Below are 18,788 nucleotides of genomic sequence, written 5' to 3' on the forward strand. Positions count from 1 at the left end.
TTGCCGGCGAATTAGCCGTTCGTGCAGATGGCGCCTCCGCAAAGATTACTGCAGGTTCTTGCGAAGGAAGATGCGGGCGTGTCCTGGAATAACGAATTCGACTTTGCCGAATTCCTCAAACCCATGAAGCCGGTAAAATTGAGGCGCCTGGAAACTGCTCGTCTCGACGACGGCTCTCTTACATCCACGCCTAACGGCTTCCTCCTCAATCGCCATAAGAAGCTGTGATCCATAGGATCGGCCACGCAATTTTTCAGGCAAGAAGAACATGTCGAGAAACAGGAGCCCCAGTTCCGTTCTGCCCCAAATTCCACCCCAGATCTTTCCCGAGGGGTCGGTAAGCTCCGCGCCGATCACTGCCCGGTCATCGATTCCGGTTTGTTCGATGTTGTGTCGATAGAGCGCAGCGGCCGCCTGCGTTCGTGCATCCCCGTTGTGAGCCAGAGCGATTGTAAATCCTTCGGATCGAGCCGGCATGCGTTCTGCTCCTGCGTCGGAATGGTCTTGAGATTCAACCATCAGATTAACATCAAGGCGGCCGGTTCGCTCGCAGCTCTGATCGCCGCTTCTGTTGTAACCCGTCTTGCCCACATTCCGCATCGCGATCCGCGTCGGATGCATGCAGCCGCGCCCAACATATCGCTTTGGTGTTGAACAAAGCCCATCCTGCCTTGTCAGGTCTCATCACAATTCGTGCGCCGGCAAGAGTATCCACCTCGACGAAGGCTGCTGCGGATCACAATCCATTACGCCGGGAACAATGAGAAAAACCTGTCGTTGGGAAAGCGATCGCAATTCGGCGATTCAAACACGGAGACTCCAATGTTGAAGAAAATTCTAGCCGCGTCGGTGCTAACTATTGCCTTGGCCGGTTCCGCCCTGGCGCAGACAAATGGAACGGGTGCTGGCGGCACGGCTGGCACGGGTAATGGAACTGGTACTGGAACTGTTGGCAGCGGCGGCGCCGCTGGCAATGGCACTGGAAGCGGGAATGCGGCCGTGCCAACCGATCCGAATTCCACAAACTCGACTACAAAATCGAACGGCATGACCGACCGTTGCAAGGATGCCGCAGGCAATGACATCGATAACAACACTGCAAGTGGCGCAACGACCTCGACCGTGCAAAATTGCAACAAGTAGCCGATGGACCTAGCGGCTTCGGCCGCCCGAAGGCCCGCCATCAAGACAATGGCGGGCCTCCGAGTACGTGCCTCGCATGGCTGGATACATAGGAGCACATGTGTCCAAAGAGACCCGGCGGGCCAAACTCGATCGCTTAGCAGCCTCGATTCCGAAGCACGAATTCGAATTCCTAATGAAGATTGCAAAGCTAAGCCGTCATGACCTACTTGGCCTGGTCGCTAAACACGATGGCGGCAGGGACAAGGTCTATAGGGACCTTGCGGCCCACTTGGCAGCAACTGAGGCCGCCCCGGAGCCCGTACATGAGGCGGCAGCTGACGACGGCCAAACAGCTGGAGCATCCAGCCACGAACTCGCCCGCCGGCAAGTAGCGGCGAAGATCATTTCGGTGCCAGCCCTGACGCTCCACGGAAGCGACGACCGTGTCGTCCTTCCAAAGTCTTCGAATGGGTTGGACGAGCATTTCACCGCGCCTTACCAACGAGAACTGCTGGATACGGCAAGCGGTAGGCGCTTTAAGTCCGGCCCGCCATTCAGCTTCATCGGACATGCCGGAACCTGAAGCGCCGCCGCGCATTTCGTCTCCAGGCATCTTGCGGTCATCGCCAGGGAGAAATTCAGATGCAAACTTCAGGCGCAACTTCACAGCAAAACCTTGGCCGATTGGCCATAGAACCGTTTTCCGGCACGGTGACGGTGCGGTTTTCCGACGCCATCGTCGCAGCTACGGAGCGGGCGAAGGTCCTGCGTGAAGACGGGCACGAGCCCGTTTTCTATATCCCCTTCGAGGACATCTATTTCGATCTTTTCGAAAAGGCCGACACCACCACCCGGTGCCCGCTTAAAGGCACCGCAAGCTACTGGCGTGTCCACGCCGTCGGCAGTTCTTCCGACGATTTCATGTGGGCCTACGAAACGCCCGATGCGGCCGCTCTGGCTATTGCAGGTCACGGCGCTTTCGATCCGGAAAAAGCCCGTATCGATGTCGATCCTGCCGAGGACAAGCGACACACGCCACATATCGTCGAATAGGTTTCATCAGGCAGAGACGATCGCGGTAACGACAGGCGATGAGCATTTTCTACCAGGCGGCAAAGATTGCGGAGGAGGTTCACGCGTCGCAGCGCGATAAGACCGGGCGGCCCTACATCGAGCATTGCCGCCGTATCGTCGACGCCGTCGAGACAATCGATCAGAAGACTGTTGCCTACCTTCATGACGTTCTGGAGAAAGGCGAAGGCTGGACCCGCGCCAAGCTCGAAGAAGCAGGCTTCGGACCGACAATTGCCGCGGCGGTCGATGCCATGTCGCGCAGGCCGGATGAGGAGTATTTCGCCTTTGTCCGGCGGGCTGCGTCGAACCCAGTGGCGCTCCCCGTAAAACGCGCCGATCTGGAGGACAACATCTGGCAGTCGAGGCAGGTCGGAGCGTCGGCGGCCAAATATGAAGAGGGCCTTCGCGTACTTGACCAAGAGTTCTCCCGACAATAATGCGCGCCCGACGCCGGCATTGCATCTGCCGAAGCAGCCATCGCCTGCGAGAGCTTGCGGCGCACAGCACGTTTCGGCTCTCCTGGCCGTCAGTTTTTCCGCGCCGGCGTGCGCCTGAGAGTCGTCGTCTGGACCATGGAACGTGTGATCGGGTCAAAGCTCCTCCGGAGATGGATCGCAGCGTCTCGAAAAGGAGTAACGGCCCCGGCTCGGAATCAGGAACTCCTGCGGCACCGGTGCGTTGACCAGCAAGCCGGGACGAGTTCCCGGCCTCCGCGGGTGGCGGGCAAGCCGCCGCCGAACCCGAACTTCTGCACAATGAAAGGTAAGGCCATGGGCTTCTTTTCGAAGGACATCAAGACTCTCGACGATCTCTTCGTGCACACGCTGCGCGACATCTATTACGCCGAAAAGCAGATCGAGAAAGCGCTGCCGAAGATGATCGGCAAGGCAACCGATCCGCAATTGAAGGCCGGATTCGAAAAACACCTCGAGCAGACCAAAGGCCATATCGAGCGCGTCGAACAGGTGTTCGAATTGCATGGCGTCAAGGCCAAGGAGGTCAACTGCCCGGCGATAGACGGCATTCTGGAGGAAGCCGACGATGTGAGCGGCGACGTCGACGACAAGGAGGTTCTAGACGCGGCACTGATAGCGTCGGCGCAGGCGGTCGAACACTATGAGATGACCAGATATGGCACGCTCATCGCCTGGGCCAAGCAGCTTGGCCGCAGTGACTGCGCCAACGTATTGGCCAAGAACCTGAAAGAAGAGCAGGCGACCGATCGCAAGCTCACCGAAATGGCGGAAAGCAAGATCAACATGCAGGCTGCCGAGTAGACCGTCCCAGGTCATGATGAGATTGGTTGAAATCTCATCATGACCTAACCCTGTTGGAGCATGATTTTTTCCAAAGCCGGCACCAGTGCTGCGTTGAGTCGATCTCCATCGTTGTCCACGGAACTTTCATGACGGGCGAATCTGCCATCTCTCGCGATCTGCCGACGAGTGTAAAATCGTCTTTCGGCGTGGCGTTGAGCACGGCGCCGATGGAAGCAAAGGCTGCCGACACGTTGCCGGCCGATGCTGGCCGGTGGCAATACGAACCCAAATGGGACGGGTTCCGCTGCCTGGCCTTTAAAGCCGGCGCGGCTGTGGAGTTGCGAGCAAAATCCGGCAAGCCGTTAGGGCGGTATTTCCCGGAAGTCGTCGCGATGTTGCATGAACTGAAAACAAAAGAGTTCGTGGTCGATGGTGAGATCGTCATCGAAATTGCAGGCTCTCTTTCTTTCGACGCCTTGCAGATGCGGCTGCATCCGGCGGAAAGCAGGATCCGGAAACTGTCGGTCGCGACGCCGGCAAAGCTGATCCTCTTTGACATGTTGGCGACCTCCGAGGGCGCCTTGATGCAGCAGCCGCTCTCGGTTCGGCGCGCTGCACTCGAACTGTTCGTAAAGTCGGCCGGGCGAAAGGATCTAGAACTGTCTCGGGCAACGCTTGATTTGGCGGCGGCAGGCAGATGGCTTGGCCAATCCGGACAAGGTTCGACCGACGGGGTCGTTGCCAAGCTTCTCGATGACGAATATCGACCCGGCGAGCGCGCCATGGTCAAAGTCAAGCGCCTGCGCACGGCCGAATGTGTCGTCGGAGGGTTCCGCTACCTGGCGAAGTCGCGTGAAGTCGGCTCCCTGTTGCTCGGTCTGTACAATGACCAGGGGCAACTCGACCATGTCGGGTTCACTTCGACGATCGCCCGGGAGGACAGGGCCAGGCTTACGCGACAACTTGAAGCTTTGCGATCGGCTCCCGGCTTCACGGGAAAAGCGCCGGGCGGCCCCAGTCGGTGGAGCACGGAACGAAGCGGACAATGGGAGCCATTGCGGCCCGAACTGGTGGCGGAGGTGCGGTTCGATCATGTCACCGGCGATCGTTTCCGTCATGGCACCAAATTTCTGCGATGGCGTCCTGACAAAAGCCCGAAGCAATGCACGTTCGAACAGATACTTGGAAAATGAGGCTTGGCGAAGCGTCGGCAGGTCCACACTATCGAGACCAAATCCGTCAAACACTCGGCGCAGCCAAATCAAGTCGCATTTCACTGGCGATCTTAAAGCCGGCGGCGAGATAAACGCCTTTGCAGGAGGATGCCGGACCAAACCCGTTGTTCAGTCTGTCACCACGCCTCGCTTTGGCGGCTCACGGTTCTCGTCCGGATTAGGAACTGGCACTTCGTCGGGAAGAAGATCCGGCTCAGGCTCGCGTATGTCCGGGGTCCACGTCGGCGCATCCACTGGCGGCTCTTCGGTTGGCTCTGGTTTGGGGGGCACATCTATTCTCCGGGTTTCGCTTGGGCGTGGGGTTCTGCCCGCCACAGGTCGCGCGTCGCCGCGTCTGGAGGCGAAAGGTCTTTTCACAGCCCATGTATTTTAACCGATGGCCAGCGGTCCTGGGGCTTGTCGGCGCCCGATCAGAGTCCTGCGTTCCGGCTCCTTGAGCGCAATGTTGGCATCCGCTGCCTCTGGCTCTTTGAGGACTGCCCTGTCGACGCTCTTGATCTCGGCCATAAGGCATCGTCCTTGGTGGCCAACGGGCAACCGCGAGAATTGTTCCGAGCGATTTAGGGCGGCTGGGGCTGCTGTGCGGACCTTCTGGCTGGGCAGTTTCAACTATGCTGTCTTGCGTTTCGGTGAGGCTCTCTTTGTGGATCTCGCCAGCCCTTCCTGTTTGAGGCTCTTCTTCAGCACCTCAGCGAGGTTGATGACATTCTCCTGTGGCCTTGGTGCGGGCTTCGGCAGCTTCTTGCCTTTGCGCTTTGCATCGATCATGGCGATCAGCGCGTCTTCATAGGTGTCTTCAAATTTCGAGGGATCGAAGGTCGTCACTTTTTTGTCAATAAGCATGCCGGCGATTTCGAGCAGATCGGGGTCGTATTTCTGCTTGGCCAATCCATCGAACACAGTGCTTTCCGAAACCATTTCGTTGTGGTTGCGAAGCTCGGTCATCACCATGCCCTTGCCATAGGGCTGAATCAGCACTTCGCGGCCGCGCTGGTAGAGCACCACGCAGGATCGAGCGGCCACGCCCTTGTTCTTCATGGCATCGCGGATCACTCCGTATGCTTCGATTGCGGCGCCGTCGGCCGGGATCAGATAGTAGGGCTTCTCGAGATAGCGCGTATCGATATCGTCAATCGATACGAATTCGCCGACTTCGAGCGTGTGCTTCGACGTCAGCTTCAACTTTATGTCGTCAGGTTCGATCTGGAGAAATTCGTCCTTTTCGATCTCGAAACCCTTCACCTGATCCGCTGCATCCACCAGCTTTCCGGTCTCCTCGTCGGCGTAGACGCTCCTGACCGGCAGACCGTCCTTGCGGTTCAAAATCTTGAAATGGATCTTGGATGCTTCGCTGGTTGCGCCGACAATCTTCACGCCGCAAGTAACCGAACCAACCTTCAAGAAGCCCTTCCAGGCAGCACGTGGCGCGGCCATTTTGCGCTTATCCCGTTTCCAGCTAGGGCAACGCGTTTCCGTTCGAATTGTTCCTGCGGCGGGGGCTCGGTGCACGTCAATGTCCGGCGGGGAAGTCCTGTCGGTCTCGACAGCCGGGCCGACGCCCTGCATCCGCAGGAACCGAAACCGCACCATGAACATTGTCAGACACGGGCAGGAGAGTGTCATGCAAGTCGTTCGGACCGAAGTGGTGAATGCCAGGGCGCCAGACGGGCAGTCGGTTCGCCGGGTGATATTTTGCGGCGAGGGCGGCGACTGCGTTACGGTGGACATGGCAAACGTCGGGATACAAGCTGAAGATGACGTGCTTGCCCGCGCAAAGGCAATCCTGGTCCAGACAGCGACCTTTGATCTCGCAGCCAATGAATATGACGCGAGCAGCAACGGCAATTTCGACCAGGTCGAGATAACCTCTGCAAGCGACGGCGCCGGCGACGTATATGTCTTTGAGTATCGCGATGGCGAAACCAGCCGACGCATACCGCCGTCGAGGATGGCGAGCCTTGAGGCGGCCCGGTCCGAAGCTGTCCGCTGCGCAATCGATCTTCTCGCCGACCTGCAGCCTGGCACGGACGCTCTGTCCGGCTGGCTTGTGAGGGTATCCAACGAAAACGGTGAATTGCTTTACACTGTTGATGTGGCTGAGGCCGATGCAGCGCGGCAGGCAGGCCAGTAACCCAAACCCGACGGAATCCACCAGTGGCCGCCCAAGGATTGATTCACGGACCAATAGGCGACGATGGCCTGCATCTGTGCGTCGACATGCAGCGCCTGTTTGCGCCGGGTGGACCTTGGCCCGTGCCGTGGGCTGAAAAGGTGGTCCCGGCGATCGAAGAACTCGTCGCTAGACATGCCAGCCGTACCCTGTTCACGCGCTTCATTCCTGCCGCCCGCCCGGGCGAGGCGCCGGGAATGTGGGCAAACTACTATCGTCGGTGGGCGGAGGTAACCCTTTCCAACATCGATCCGCGCCTGATCGAGCTGATGCCTCAACTTGCACGATTTGTACCGCCGGCGACGGTGGTCGACAAACATGTCTATTCGCCCTGGACCGAGGGGCGGCTCGACGCGCTGCTGAGTGGCTCCGGCGTGCGTGCGCTCGTGATCACCGGTGGCGAAACCGACGTTTGCGTTCTCGCGACCGTGCTTGGCGCCATCGATCGTGGCTTTCGCGTCATTCTCGTCACCGATGCCATCTGCAGCTCTGCCGACCAGACCCATGACGCACTGATGGAAGTCTACCATTCCCGCTTCAGTGAGCAGATTGAGGCGGCCAGCATGACGGAGGTGTTGGAGTGTTGGCCACAACTCACTCGCTGATCTGGGGGGCTTCAAGTGAAAGGGCCGACAATCGTCATTCTGGTCGGGCGGACTGTTTCAGTTGGCGGACGGCACTACAGTGAACCGGAAAACGTATATGAACGGCACGATTGCCTGATCTGGTCGCTCGCGTGAATCAGTGTCTGGAAGCGTACAAAGCCTTGCAGAGCTATCGACAGCGCGGCCAACCGTCATAGAATGAACAGGATACAGCGCCGAAGACTCGATGCCGGCATCTAGCAATCTTTGCGAGACATCCGGCGCCTCTGCCGTCGGCCTTCCGCAGGGAGGATGATGCGAAGTCATTGACCTTGAAACCTATAGCGCAGTCTACGCGGTGATCTCTGGCTATCGCGCTGACGACATTATCTCGACGGCGTTTGCGGTCGATGAAATCCGCCCAAGGTTTCCTGAGTGTCGCTGCGACGACGAGGAATTGGTTGGGCTTATGGTCCATGCCATGTCCGGTAAGAAAATTGCCGTGAGCTTCGACCACCGGGTGGAACCGGTCAGGCGGCGTGCTGCGCTGCCGATCGCTTCGGAGAGCAAAGGACTGCGATAATTGGACCACCATAGGTCCGTTGCGATTTTGGAAGACGAGGCGTTTATCGCGCTCGAACTTGAAGACATGTTGCGCGACGCGGGGTTCGACATCGCTGGGGTCTTTTCGTCCTGCGTCGACGCGCTGGAATGGTTCAGGGGCAGTTCTCCCGACATTGTTGTCATGGATATCGGCCTGGCGGATGGGATTGCGTACGAATAGCTACGTTGCTTGACGCCCGAAACATCCCCTTTGTCGTCCATTCGGCAAGCTACGCCAATTCGGGTTTTCACGATCCGATTTTCCTTCAAGGGACATGGGTCGCAAAGCCTGCCTCGCCTTCCGAGTTGCGCAACGCAATTCATGCCTCTCTGGCAATGGCAAACGGCGATGACGTGTCGTGGTCGGCTAAAGCCCGATAAATCCACAACCGCATCATGAATCCGGCGTTCAAACCAAGGCGCAATCGTCGGCCTGGAATTCACGGCACGATGGAACAAAATGGAAAATGCCGCGTTTGGGGTCTTGCGGCGCGATCCACATCGGCCGCGGGGGCAATTTTATCCGTATAAATCCATAGGGCTGGGAGTGGCGCTGTGACCGTGCAGGCATCCAAGAAGCAATTGGACCGTCGAAGCATTCTGAATTCTCTGAAAGCCTTCCGGCGCGGCGATTTCTCCGTCCGCATCGACAATGTTTATGAAGGCCTCGATTCCGAGATAGCTGAGACTTTCAATGAGATCGCTGACCTCAACGACCAAGTGACGCGCGAGTTCGAGCGCTTGAGCCGGGTCGTCGGCAAGGAAGGGCGGATAGGCGAGCGCGGCCGGGTTCGCAATGCCACCGGCAGTTGGGAATCCAGTGTCCGTTCAGTCAATGATCTCATAGAAGACATGGTTCAGCCAACGGCTGAGGTTGCGCGCGTTATCGGCGCCGTCGCCAAGGGCGACCTGTCGCAGACCATGATGGTCGAAATTGACGGCCGACCGCTGCGTGGCGAATTCCTGCGCATCGGCAAGATCGTCAACACCATGGTCGGCCAGTTGGCCTCCTTCGCCTCTGAGGTGACGCGCGTGGCGCGCGAGGTCGGTACGGAAGGCAAGCTCGGCGGCCAGGCCCGGGTCAAGGGTGTCGCCGGCACGTGGAAAGATCTGACCGACAACGTCAACGCGATGGCCACGAACCTGACCGGGCAAGTGCGCAACATCGCGGAGGTTACGACCGCAGTCGCGTCGGGCGACCTGTCGAAGAAGATCACAGTCGATGTCAAGGGCGAAATCCTCGAACTGAAGAACACCATCAACACGATGGTGGACCAGCTTAATTCCTTCGCTTCGGAAGTGACGCGCGTGGCGCGCGAGGTCGGCACTGAAGGCAAGCTTGGCGGCCAGGCGCGCGTTGAGGGTGTTGGTGGCACGTGGAAGGATCTGACCGACAATGTGAATTCCATGGCCGAGAACCTGACTGGCCAGGTGCGCAACATCGCCGAAGTGACGACCGCGGTGGCTTTGGGCGACCTGTCGAAGAAGATTACGGTGGACGTGAAGGGCGAGATTCTCGAGCTGAAATCCACGATAAACACGATGGTGGACCAGCTGAATTCATTCGCGGGCGAGGTCACGCGCGTGGCACGCGAGGTTGGCACCGAAGGCAAGCTTGGCGGCCAGGCGCAGGTGCGCGGCGTCGCCGGCACCTGGAAGGACCTCACCGACAACGTCAACTCGATGGCCGAGAACCTCACCGGTCAGGTGCGCAATATCGCCGAGGTGACCACGGCGGTCGCGTCGGGCGATCTGTCCAAGAAGATCACGGTCGCCGTGCAAGGCGAAATCCTGGAACTCAAGGACACCATCAACACGATGGTCGACCAACTGAACTCCTTTGCCTCGGAAGTGACGCGCGTGGCACGCGAGGTCGGCACCGAAGGCAAGCTGGGCGGCCAGGCAGAGGTGAGGGGCGTCGGCGGCACATGGAAGGATTTGACCGACAACGTCAATCTCATGGCCGCCAACCTGACTGGCCAGGTTCGAAACATCGCAGAAGTCACCACCGCCGTGGCGCGCGGCGACCTGTCGAAGAAGATCACCGTCGACGTCAAAGGCGAGATCCTGGAGCTCAAGGACACCGTCAACACGATGGTCGACCAACTGAACTCCTTCGCCTCTGAGGTCACGCGTGTGGCCCGCGAAGTGGGATCGGAAGGCAAGCTTGGTGGCCAGGCGCATGTCGAAGGCGTCGGTGGCACCTGGAAGGATCTGACCGACAACGTCAACGCCATGGCCGGCAATTTGACGGTGCAATTGCGCGACGTGTCCAAGGTGGCAACGGCCATCGCGACCGGCGACTTGACCCAGAAGATCACCGTCGACGCGCTGGGCGAGATCTTGCAGATCAAGGACGTCATCAACACGATGGTCGACCAGCTCAATTCCTTCGCTTCGGAAGTGACACGTGTGGCGCGCGAGGTCGGCTCCGATGGCAAGCTCGGCGGCCAGGCCCAGGTGCGCGGCATCGGCGGCACGTGGAAGGATCTGACCGAAAACGTCAACGCCATGGCGGCCAACCTGACCGGCCAGGTGCGCAACATCGCCGAGGTGACCACCGCCGTGGCGCTCGGGGACCTTTCGAAGAAGATCACCGTCGATGTCCGCGGCGAGATCCTGGAGCTGAAGGACACCATCAACACAATGGTGGACCAGCTTAATTCCTTCGCTTCGGAAGTGACGCGCGTGGCGCGCGAGGTCGGCACTGAAGGCAAGCTTGGCGGCCAGGCGCAGGTGCGCGGCGTTGCCGGCACGTGGAAGGATCTGACCGACAATGTGAATTCCATGGCCGAGAATCTGACCGGCCAGGTGCGCAACATCGCCGAAGTCACGACCGCCGTGGCGCGCGGCGACCTGTCGAAGAAGATCACCGTCGATGTGAAGGGCGAAATCCTGGAGCTCAAGTCGACCATCAACACCATGGTGGACCAGTTGAACTCCTTCGCCGGCGAGGTCACCCGAGTCGCGCGTGAGGTTGGCACCGAGGGCAAGCTTGGTGGCCAGGCGCGCGTCGAAGGTGTTGCCGGTACCTGGAAGGACCTGACCGACAACGTCAACCTGATGGCGACGAACTTGACCAATCAGGTGCGCGGCATCGCCGATGTCGTGACGGCGGTCGCGCAAGGCAATCTCAGGCGCAAACTGACGGTCGACGCGAAGGGAGAGATCGCCCTGCTGGCCGACACCATCAACGGCATGATCGAGACGCTTGCCACCTTTGCCGACCAGGTGACCAACGTCGCCCGTGAGGTGGGCATCGAGGGTAAGCTCGGTGGTCAGGCGCGTGTGCCAGGTGCCGCCGGCCTCTGGCGCGACCTCACCGACAATGTCAATCAACTCGCTGCCAATCTGACCACCCAGGTGCGTGCCATCGCCGAGGTTTCGACGGCGGTGACCAAGGGCGATCTTACCCGTTCGATCAGCGTCGAAGCCTCCGGCGAGGTCGCCGCGCTGAAAGACAACATCAACGAAATGATCCGCAATCTGAAGGATCAGACGCTGAAGAATGCCGAGCAGGACTGGTTGAAGACCAATCTCGCCCGGTTTTCGCGCATGCTGCAAGGCGAGCGCGACCTTGCCACCGTCTCGCGGCTCATCATGTCCGAACTCGCTCCTCTGGTGAACGCCCAGTATGGGGTGTTCTACGTCACCAATCGCGACGAGGAGGAATCCTATCTTGAACTGGCGGCTTCCTATGGCGCCGAGAGCAAAGCTGCCATCAAGCAGCGGCTTGATCTGCGAGAGGGCCTGGTTGGGCAAAGTGCCGCCGACAAGCGCGCCATCATGCTGGACAATGTGCCGCCAGAATTCCTTCGGGTCACATCTGGTCTTGGCAGCGCCTCGCCAGCCAATGTCATCATCCTGCCTGCCCTGTTCGAGGATGAAGTCAAAGCCGTCATCGAGCTCGCCTCGTTCGGCGAGTTTCGTGACACACACCAGTCGTTCCTCAACCAGCTCATGGAATCTGTCGGCATCGTTCTCAACACCATCGCTGCGACGATGCGCACGGAGGGCCTGCTCAAGCAGTCGCAACTGCTGACGTCGGAATTGCAAGCGCGTCAAACCGAGCTGACAAAAAAGCAGGAAGAGCTGCATGCGACGAACGAGGAGCTGCAGGAAAAGGCGCAGCTGCTCGAGAACGAAAAGAAGCAGGTCGAAAACAAGAATCTCGAAATCGAGATGGCGCGACGCGCGCTGGAGGAGAAAGCCGAACAACTGGCGCTCACGTCGAAATACAAGTCCGAATTCCTGGCCAATATGAGCCACGAACTGCGCACGCCGCTGAATTCGCTGCTCATTTTGTCAAACCTGCTGGCGACCAACCAGCACGGCAACCTCAACGAAAAACAGGTAGAGTTCGCCCGGACCATCAATTCGGCAGGAACCGATCTTCTCAGCCTCATCAACGATATCCTCGATCTGTCGAAGATCGAGTCCGGCACTGTTTCCATCGACATCAACGATATGCCGGTGACGCATCTTCGCCAGCACATGGAACGAACCTTTCGTCAGCTGGCGGCCGACAAGGGACTTGGCTTCACCATCAAGGTCGATCCGGCGCTTCCCGACACGGTCCGCACAGATGAGAAACGCTTGCAGCAGATTGTCCTCAACCTGCTTTCCAACGCATTCAAATTCACCTCGGAAGGCGAGGTCAGCCTGAACTTCCGGGTTGAAAAGGCCGGCCGCCGCAATGGCGCGACGCAGCCGGTGAAGGCTCTCGCGATCGCCGTCACCGACACCGGCATTGGTATTCCAGAAGACAAACAGAAGCTGATTTTCGAGGCCTTCCAGCAGGCCGACGGCACCACCAGCCGCAAGTATGGCGGCACCGGCCTTGGGCTCTCGATCAGCCGCGAGATCGCTCGCTTGCTTGGCGGCGAATTGCGGGTCGAAAGCACGCCGGGCAAGGGGTCGACATTTACCCTCATCATCCCGTTCGACGGCCCCCGCGTGACGACAGTACAGTCGACCTTGGCTCCGGCGGCGGAGGCGGTTGCTGCGACAGCTCTGCTCAGCAGTCCGCCCTCGGCAGAGCTGATCGACGACCGCGATTCAATCCTACCCACCGATCGGATCGTGTTGATCGTCGAAGACGATCCGACCTTTGGCGGGTTGCTGCTTGGCCTCGCCCGGTCGGCCGGGCTGAAAGGCGTTCTGTCGACTGCAGGTTCCGGCACGCTGGCATTGGCCCGCAAGCTCGTTCCCGACGCAATCACACTTGATCTCGGACTTTCGGATATCGATGGCTGGGTGCTTTTCGATCTGCTGCGGCATGACCAGAAGACGAGGGGAATTCCCATCCATGTCATCTCGGGTGCCGAAGACATCGACAGTCTCGCACGCAAGGGGGCGTCCAGCATTTCCACCAAGCCCGTTTCCTCGGACGAGCTGATGAAGGTGTTTCAGGATATCCACTCGAAGAAGCTCCGCGTTCAGCGCCGCGTTCTGGTCGTGGACCCTGACCCGGAGCGGCGTCTGGCGCTGGTCGAGGCAATCCGCGACGGCGTAACGTCGGTCACCGCGATCGGTCGTGTTGCGGCCAATGCAGAAGACGTTGGCCTCGCCTCCTATGATGCCGTCGTGCTCGGCTTTGGACGCTCCGCCAAGGACAACGCAAAGGCGCTGGACGAGATCACCGGCCAATTCGGCGAAGCCTTGCCGCAGCTGCTGTTCTTTACGCCTCACCCGGACGCGCTTGAACAGGTGCTGGCATTGAACCCGGCCTTGGCGGAAGCACCGCGGGCGGAGAACTTCGCTCAATTGGCGCTGCACATTTCGGCAACGCTGCCGGGAGAAGGTCGCCAAGAGGCCTGGGCAGGAACTGAACACAACGGCAAGTCCGATCTCGCCGGGGCGAAAGTTCTCATCGTCGACGACGACATTCGCAACATCTATTCGCTCACCAGTGTTCTGGAGACCTATGACATACAGGTTCTGCATGCCGAGCGGGGCCGTGATGGCATCGCGCTGCTTGAACAGGCGCCCGATGTCGACGTGGCATTGATCGATATCATGATGCCGGAGATGGACGGCTACGAGACGATGCGGCGGATTCGCGGCACACCGGCGATTGCTCATATCCCGCTGATTTCCGTCACCGCAAAGGCGATGAAGGGGGATCGGCAAAAATGTCTGGATGCCGGGGCTTCCGACTATATCGCCAAACCCGTCGACCTGGATCTCCTGCTGGCGCTGCTTCGTGTCTGGATCGGGCGTGCCCGATCCCGTGTCGAGAGCCCGGAAAAAATTCTCCTGGCAGCGAACTGACGGCCGTTCGATGCAAAAGCTGGCAAGAAACAGGGTAAGGAAACTTGAGGTCGCAGCTCTTGCCGAAGGGCCGGCAAGAGCCCGTATCCTGGCGGTGGACGACGATGAGCGCAATCTGCTGGCGATCAGCGAAGTGCTCGCGGCTATCGGAGAGGTCATCTGCGCCCAATCGGGCGAAGAGGCTCTGCGTTTTCTGCTGAAAGAGGAGTTCGCCGTCATTCTCCTGGACGTCCTCATGCCAGGGTTGGACGGGTATGAGACGGCCGCACTTATCCGCCAGCGCGAGCAATCCAAGCGCACCCCAATCATCTTCTTGACCGCCATCAACAAGGAGGATGCGCATATGCTGCGCGGCTATGATGCCGGCGCGGTCGACTATGTGTTCAAGCCATTCGATCCGATCATGCTGCGTTCGAAAGTCGCGGTTTTCGTCGAACTCCACGAGAAGACGCTCGAGATCCAGCGCAAGGCGGAGGTCGAGCAGGGACTATTGGCGCAGGCGTTGCAGGCGCACAAGGACAAGCTTCAGGCCGAACGCGCGCTGCGCAGCGCCGAGCAACGGCAGGACGCCATCCTGAATTCGTTGCCGGTCTGCTTTCATGCTCGGGCAGCCGAGCCGCCCTTTGCGGCGCGCTTTGTTACGGAGGGCGTCGAGCGCTTGACCGGCTTTGCGCCTGAATACCTGACATCGGATCCAGAGTTCGGTCTCAGCCGCGTTCATCCGGACGACCTGCCGCGATTGAGGGAAGCGCTGCTGGCGGCAAAAACCACCGGCTCCTATACGTGCGAGTTCCGCTGGCAATGCGCCAATGGCGAGTATCGCATTTTTCTCGACCAGGGGGTGATGTCGGACGGCTCAGATGGCCGTGAACCGGAAATTATCGGCACATTGCTTGACATCACCGAGCGGCGCGGTCTTGAGGATCAGCTGCTTCAATCCCAGCGCATCGACGCTATCGGCAAGCTAACCGGCGGCCTGGCGCATGATTTCAACAACCTGCTCGCCGCAATTCTCAGTGGGTTAGGGCTGCTTGAACGCCGGGCTACGTTGGATGATCAGGCGCAACAGGTACTCGACCTGACGCGGCGTTCTGCAAAACAAGGCGCTGACCTTGTCGCGCGAATGCTGGCATTCTCGCGGCGCCAGACCCTGAAGCCGGAAGCGGTGCGCCTTGCTGCGCTGGGCGACACGATGAACGGATTGGTGGCGCCCGTGCTGGGGGGGTTGATCCGTTTCGACTGGCAGATCGATGACACGATCTGGCCGGTGCATGTCGATGCAGGCCAACTTGAATTGGCCTTGATGAATCTGGTTTTCAACGCGCGTGACGCCATGCCCTCTGGCGGGACAATAACCGTGCATGCGCGGAATCGAACGATCGGGACGCCAACAGAGGATATTCCGCCGGGCGACTATGTCATGATCGCCGTCAAGGACACCGGATCCGGCATACCCCCCGATCTTGTCGCCAAGGTCGTCGAACCGTTCTTCACCACCAAGCCGGTCGGTAAGGGAACGGGCCTCGGCCTCAGCACGGTCTACGGCTTCATGAAGCAGTCAGGTGGGACACTTCGCATAGAAAGCGTCGTCAACCGCGGAACTACCATGCAACTCTGGCTGCCACGATCGACCGAACAGCCGGTCGATCCTGTGGTGGAACCCGACATTGAACGAGCGTTCGCCGATGTCGGGATGGAGCACCCATCAATCCTCCTGATCGACGACAGCCATGTTTTGCGGCAATTGACCGCCGAGTCCCTTCGCCAACGTGGTTTCGAGGTGACCTGCGCGGGAGGAGGGGCGGAGGCGCTGGCCATGATGGAGCGCACTCCCAACCAGTTCGACGTCATTATCACCGACTTCGCCATGCCACTCGTATCCGGCGTCGACGTGATCCGCTTCGCGCGCAATTTGCGCTCGGACTGGCCAGCGGTCATGATCACGGGCTATGCCGATGCCCGGGAGATTGCCGATCGGCCGGCCGACGTGCCCTTGCTCGGCAAGCCCTTCCGCGACGAGGATCTGTTCGAAGCGATTTTCCTCGCGATAGAGAATGCGGCCCCCCAAAGGATCAAAACCGGCTAGCGCTTAGGGCTTGTCGACGGTCTGGCCACGTCGGCAGGCCGGGCAGATCGAGACCGCACTTTCGGGGCACGGCGACAAGGGCCGCATTCCTGATCGGCAATCTAGGTCATTCGCAACAGGCGGCGCTACCAGCGCTCCTCGGTGTCGCGGTCCGGTAGGTCTATTCCGCAGCACACCCAACCAAGGCGCTGCGCTGAACCGTAGTTGTACCGAGGCACCAGGTGAGCCGGATCATCGAAGGTACCGACGTGCAGCGCGATCTCGGTTGGCGACGCGTCGTAGCAAAGGCTGAGCGGCGACCCGCATTCTGGGCAGAAGCCTCTTTGCGCGATCGGCGAAGACCTTCGATATGTTGGCGTTCCGGAATTCCAGGTCAGGCTTTGGCAGGGCATCCAGGCAAGAACTGCAAACGCGCTGCCGGTCGCTCGTCTGCACATATCGCAGTGGCAGTAGTGAACCCTCGGTTCGATCCCGGCGCTGAATCGGATCCTGCCACAGAGACATCCGCCCTTGATGGCCAAGGAGCCGGGTAGGCGCTTGCCAACCTCACGCATTAACATCGATCAAGGCGGCGCCGAACGCTCCGATCGCAGTCAAAGAGGCACTGCCGATGTTCTTGTCGGCGATGTTCTTGTCGGTTGCGAAGGCGGTCAGCGCGGCGAAGCCTTCGTCGCCGAGGTCGAGCACCACGACGAAAATTCTTTGCCCGCTGACCTGATTGACGAGCTTGGGTTTCATGGCGTTCCGAACCTGTTGCGGGGCAGTTAATGGGCATGGTGCTCGGCATTCCGCTTGCGTGTTGCCGCTGCCTTCTTTGCCGATTCCGATCGGCTTGCGGCTGACCGTGAAGCCGATGCCTTGCCGCCGCTTTTCCCACCCTTGTGGGCCGCGGGGTGTCCGGTGTGTTTACCACGACCCGAGCCGCCTTCTTTCTTGCCGCCGCCATCGTCCGTGTTGACGGTCGCCCATGCCCGGCGCTCGGATTCCTTCTCGGAAACACCGCGCTTCTCATAGCCTGCGGCAATGTGGTCGGCTTTGCGTTCCTGTTTGTCGCTGTATTTCGATTTGTCGCCTCGTGGCATGGTCGTTCTCCAATGATGTTTGAACGGTATGCCGGCGGGAGAGTTCCAAGCGGAAATTCAGAAAATTGAAAACGCGAGCGAGGATTTCGGCCAACACGGAGCGCTATTGCTCCGGAGCCGTGGCGGGTGCCGTGTAGCGGCGGCGCACGGCACCGATCACGCGTTTCTTGAAGCGATCGAGCGCGGCAAGCGTCTCCCTGGAGACGACGTCGTCGCGTGCCGTCTACTCGGTAGCCCAATGCAATGAAATACGTTCCGCGACCTCAGTAGCCACCGACCACCGGCAGGATCTCTCCCGTGATGTAACTCGAGCAATGCGACGAGGCGAGGAACACGTAAGCCGGGGCAAGTTCTTCCGGTTGCGCTGGCCGTTTCATCGGCGTATCCGCGCCGAATTTCGAGACGTCGTCGGCTTCCTTGTCCGAAGGGTTGAGCGGCGTCCACACCGGACCTGGCGCGACCGCGTTTACCCGGATGCCCTTGCCGATCAGATTGCCCGAAAGCGCTCGCGTGAAGGCATGAATGCCGCCCTTGGTCATCGAATAGTCAACCAGTTGCTTGGAACCGTCGATGCCGGTCACCGAACCGGTATTGATGATCGCGGAGCCCGGCTCCATGTGCGGCACGCTCTCCTGCGCCATATGAAAATAGCCGTAAAGATTGGTCTTCAGCGTCGTGTCGAAATGTTCCTCGGTCAGGTCGTTGAAGTCACTGGAATGGATTTGGAAAGCGGCGTTGTTGACCAGCACGTCGATCCTGCCGAATTTTTCGACCGTCAGCGCCACGGCGTTGCGGCAATGCTCGCGTTCACTGACATCGGCTTTTATCAGTATGCAACGCCGGCCTTCCTTTTCGACGGCGTTTTTGGTCGCTTCGGCGTCCCTGTCTTCACTCAAGTATACGATCGCAATGTCGGCGCCCTCGCGGGCGAACAAGACTGCCACCGAACGGCCGATGCCGGAATCACCACCCGTGATAAGCGCTACCTTGTCGTCGAGTTTTTTCGATCCGAGGTAGTAAGGCGCATCGTAGAGCGGAGCGGGCTCGATCGCCCATTCATGCCCCGGTTTGGGTTGATGCTGCTCGGGAAAAGGTGGCTCGGGATATTTGCGGGCGCCAGCTTGCATCGCTTGTTGCATTTTGCCATTGCTCTTCGTCTCGTCTTTGGCGTCGATACCACGCTGGATATGGCGTTGCTTGGCTGCTTCGGCTGAAGTCTGCGACTTAGTCTGCATGGCTTTCTCCTGTGCTCGGAGAACGAACAACGCATGCCGGGCAAAAAAGTTTGCGCAAATAT

The 18,788-nt window shown here is 59.5% G+C and carries 17 protein-coding genes; 11 read left to right on the forward strand and 6 right to left on the reverse strand.

Translation table 11 applies throughout. From position 1 onward, the window contains the following. Positions 1-45 precede the first annotated feature (45 nt). A complete protein-coding gene (locus NKI10_RS02230) occupies positions 46-621 on the reverse strand; it encodes a GNAT family N-acetyltransferase (RefSeq protein WP_352858317.1) in 576 nt (191 codons plus the stop codon). Between the two features lie 201 nt (positions 622-822). Between NKI10_RS02230 and NKI10_RS02235 the strand changes: the two genes are divergently transcribed. From NKI10_RS02235 to NKI10_RS02260, 6 genes are all read left to right on the forward strand, one after another. Then, positions 823-1,143 carry a hypothetical protein gene (locus NKI10_RS02235; RefSeq protein WP_031195797.1) on the forward strand — a complete coding sequence of 107 codons (321 nt, stop codon included), beginning with the start codon at positions 823-825 and terminating at the stop codon, positions 1,141-1,143. A gap of 100 nt (positions 1,144-1,243) precedes the next feature. Then, positions 1,244-1,708 carry a hypothetical protein gene (locus NKI10_RS02240; RefSeq protein WP_352858320.1) on the forward strand — a complete coding sequence of 155 codons (465 nt, stop codon included), beginning with the start codon at positions 1,244-1,246 and terminating at the stop codon, positions 1,706-1,708. A 59-nt stretch (positions 1,709-1,767) separates the two neighbouring features. Beyond that, positions 1,768-2,178 carry a DUF427 domain-containing protein gene (locus NKI10_RS02245; RefSeq protein WP_352858323.1) on the forward strand — a complete coding sequence of 137 codons (411 nt, stop codon included), beginning with the start codon at positions 1,768-1,770 and terminating at the stop codon, positions 2,176-2,178. Positions 2,179-2,216: 38 nt separating this feature from the next. Then, on the forward strand, positions 2,217-2,636 hold the full coding sequence (locus NKI10_RS02250) for an HD domain-containing protein (RefSeq protein ID WP_352858327.1): 420 nt from the start codon (positions 2,217-2,219) through the stop codon (positions 2,634-2,636). A 333-nt stretch (positions 2,637-2,969) separates the two neighbouring features. After that, entirely contained in the window at positions 2,970-3,476 is a 507-nt protein-coding gene (locus NKI10_RS02255; protein ID WP_023668075.1) for a YciE/YciF ferroxidase family protein, read from the forward strand. Between the two features lie 128 nt (positions 3,477-3,604). Further along, complete coding sequence (locus NKI10_RS02260) at positions 3,605-4,651, forward strand: ATP-dependent DNA ligase (protein ID WP_352858330.1); 1,047 nt, start codon at positions 3,605-3,607, stop codon at positions 4,649-4,651. Between the two features lie 651 nt (positions 4,652-5,302). On the opposite strand, the gene ku is transcribed toward NKI10_RS02260, so the two are convergent. Continuing rightward, positions 5,303-6,127: a non-homologous end joining protein Ku gene (gene ku, locus NKI10_RS02265; RefSeq protein WP_352858333.1), complete on the reverse strand. Its 825-nt coding sequence runs from the start codon at positions 6,125-6,127 to the stop codon at positions 5,303-5,305. A gap of 154 nt (positions 6,128-6,281) precedes the next feature. On the opposite strand from ku, the gene NKI10_RS02270 reads away from it, so the two are divergent. The 5 genes from NKI10_RS02270 (at position 6,282) to NKI10_RS02290 (ending at position 16,409) form a co-directional block, all read left to right on the forward strand. Further along, complete coding sequence (locus tag NKI10_RS02270) at positions 6,282-6,824, forward strand: DUF6894 family protein (protein WP_352858336.1); 543 nt, start codon at positions 6,282-6,284, stop codon at positions 6,822-6,824. Between the two features lie 23 nt (positions 6,825-6,847). Further along, entirely contained in the window at positions 6,848-7,468 is a 621-nt protein-coding gene (locus tag NKI10_RS02275; RefSeq protein WP_352459537.1) for a cysteine hydrolase family protein, read from the forward strand. A gap of 562 nt (positions 7,469-8,030) precedes the next feature. After that, positions 8,031-8,231 (forward strand): response regulator, encoded by a 201-nt coding sequence (locus NKI10_RS02280; RefSeq protein WP_050593148.1) that lies wholly within the window; start codon positions 8,031-8,033, stop codon positions 8,229-8,231. A gap of 380 nt (positions 8,232-8,611) precedes the next feature. Continuing rightward, positions 8,612-14,323 (forward strand): HAMP domain-containing protein, encoded by a 5,712-nt coding sequence (locus NKI10_RS02285; RefSeq protein ID WP_031198412.1) that lies wholly within the window; start codon positions 8,612-8,614, stop codon positions 14,321-14,323. A 10-nt stretch (positions 14,324-14,333) separates the two neighbouring features. Then, positions 14,334-16,409, forward strand: coding sequence for a PAS domain-containing hybrid sensor histidine kinase/response regulator (locus tag NKI10_RS02290; protein WP_352858341.1), 2,076 nt, complete (start codon positions 14,334-14,336; stop codon positions 16,407-16,409). Between the two features lie 125 nt (positions 16,410-16,534). Here the strand turns inward: NKI10_RS02290 and NKI10_RS02295 are convergent, their stop codons facing one another. The 4 genes from NKI10_RS02295 to NKI10_RS02310 form a co-directional block, all read right to left on the reverse strand. Next, the gene (locus NKI10_RS02295; RefSeq protein WP_352858344.1) at positions 16,535-16,969 is read right to left on the reverse strand and encodes a GFA family protein; all 435 of its coding nucleotides are present in this window, start codon (positions 16,967-16,969) and stop codon (positions 16,535-16,537) included. Beyond that, on the reverse strand, positions 16,956-17,147 hold the full coding sequence (locus NKI10_RS02300) for a PPC domain-containing DNA-binding protein (RefSeq protein ID WP_023687853.1): 192 nt from the start codon (positions 17,145-17,147) through the stop codon (positions 16,956-16,958). The genes NKI10_RS02295 and NKI10_RS02300 overlap by 14 nt, the downstream gene beginning before the upstream one ends. Positions 17,148-17,173: 26 nt before the next feature. Next, a complete protein-coding gene (locus NKI10_RS02305) occupies positions 17,174-17,491 on the reverse strand; it encodes a plasmid stabilization protein (RefSeq protein WP_352858348.1) in 318 nt (105 codons plus the stop codon). Positions 17,492-17,754: 263 nt separating this feature from the next. Continuing rightward, positions 17,755-18,726 carry an SDR family oxidoreductase gene (locus NKI10_RS02310; RefSeq protein ID WP_023687856.1) on the reverse strand — a complete coding sequence of 324 codons (972 nt, stop codon included), beginning with the start codon at positions 18,724-18,726 and terminating at the stop codon, positions 17,755-17,757. Positions 18,727-18,788 lie beyond the last annotated feature (62 nt).

Source organism: Mesorhizobium sp. M0802 (assembly GCF_040320115.1).
Classification (GTDB): domain Bacteria; phylum Pseudomonadota; class Alphaproteobacteria; order Rhizobiales; family Rhizobiaceae; genus Mesorhizobium.

What these genes read in the sequence shown, in the direction of transcription:
- NKI10_RS02300 (WP_023687853.1), bottom strand. Translation starts at nt 17,147, where the DNA reads ATGAAACCCAAGCTCGTCAATCAGGTCAGCGGGCAAAGAATTTTCGTC.
- NKI10_RS02295 (WP_352858344.1), bottom strand. Translation starts at nt 16,969, where the DNA reads ATGTTAATGCGTGAGGTTGGCAAGCGCCTACCCGGCTCCTTGGCCATC.
- NKI10_RS02255 (WP_023668075.1), top strand. Translation starts at nt 2,970, where the DNA reads ATGGGCTTCTTTTCGAAGGACATCAAGACTCTCGACGATCTCTTCGTG.
- NKI10_RS02260 (WP_352858330.1), top strand. Translation starts at nt 3,605, where the DNA reads ATGACGGGCGAATCTGCCATCTCTCGCGATCTGCCGACGAGTGTAAAA.
- ku (WP_352858333.1), bottom strand. Translation starts at nt 6,127, where the DNA reads ATGGCCGCGCCACGTGCTGCCTGGAAGGGCTTCTTGAAGGTTGGTTCG.
- NKI10_RS02230 (WP_352858317.1), bottom strand. Translation starts at nt 621, where the DNA reads ATGCATCCGACGCGGATCGCGATGCGGAATGTGGGCAAGACGGGTTAC.
- NKI10_RS02235 (WP_031195797.1), top strand. Translation starts at nt 823, where the DNA reads ATGTTGAAGAAAATTCTAGCCGCGTCGGTGCTAACTATTGCCTTGGCC.
- NKI10_RS02290 (WP_352858341.1), top strand. Translation starts at nt 14,334, where the DNA reads ATGCAAAAGCTGGCAAGAAACAGGGTAAGGAAACTTGAGGTCGCAGCT.
- NKI10_RS02250 (WP_352858327.1), top strand. Translation starts at nt 2,217, where the DNA reads ATGAGCATTTTCTACCAGGCGGCAAAGATTGCGGAGGAGGTTCACGCG.
- NKI10_RS02245 (WP_352858323.1), top strand. Translation starts at nt 1,768, where the DNA reads ATGCAAACTTCAGGCGCAACTTCACAGCAAAACCTTGGCCGATTGGCC.
- NKI10_RS02310 (WP_023687856.1), bottom strand. Translation starts at nt 18,726, where the DNA reads ATGCAGACTAAGTCGCAGACTTCAGCCGAAGCAGCCAAGCAACGCCAT.
- NKI10_RS02270 (WP_352858336.1), top strand. Translation starts at nt 6,282, where the DNA reads ATGAACATTGTCAGACACGGGCAGGAGAGTGTCATGCAAGTCGTTCGG.
- NKI10_RS02305 (WP_352858348.1), bottom strand. Translation starts at nt 17,491, where the DNA reads ATGCCACGAGGCGACAAATCGAAATACAGCGACAAACAGGAACGCAAA.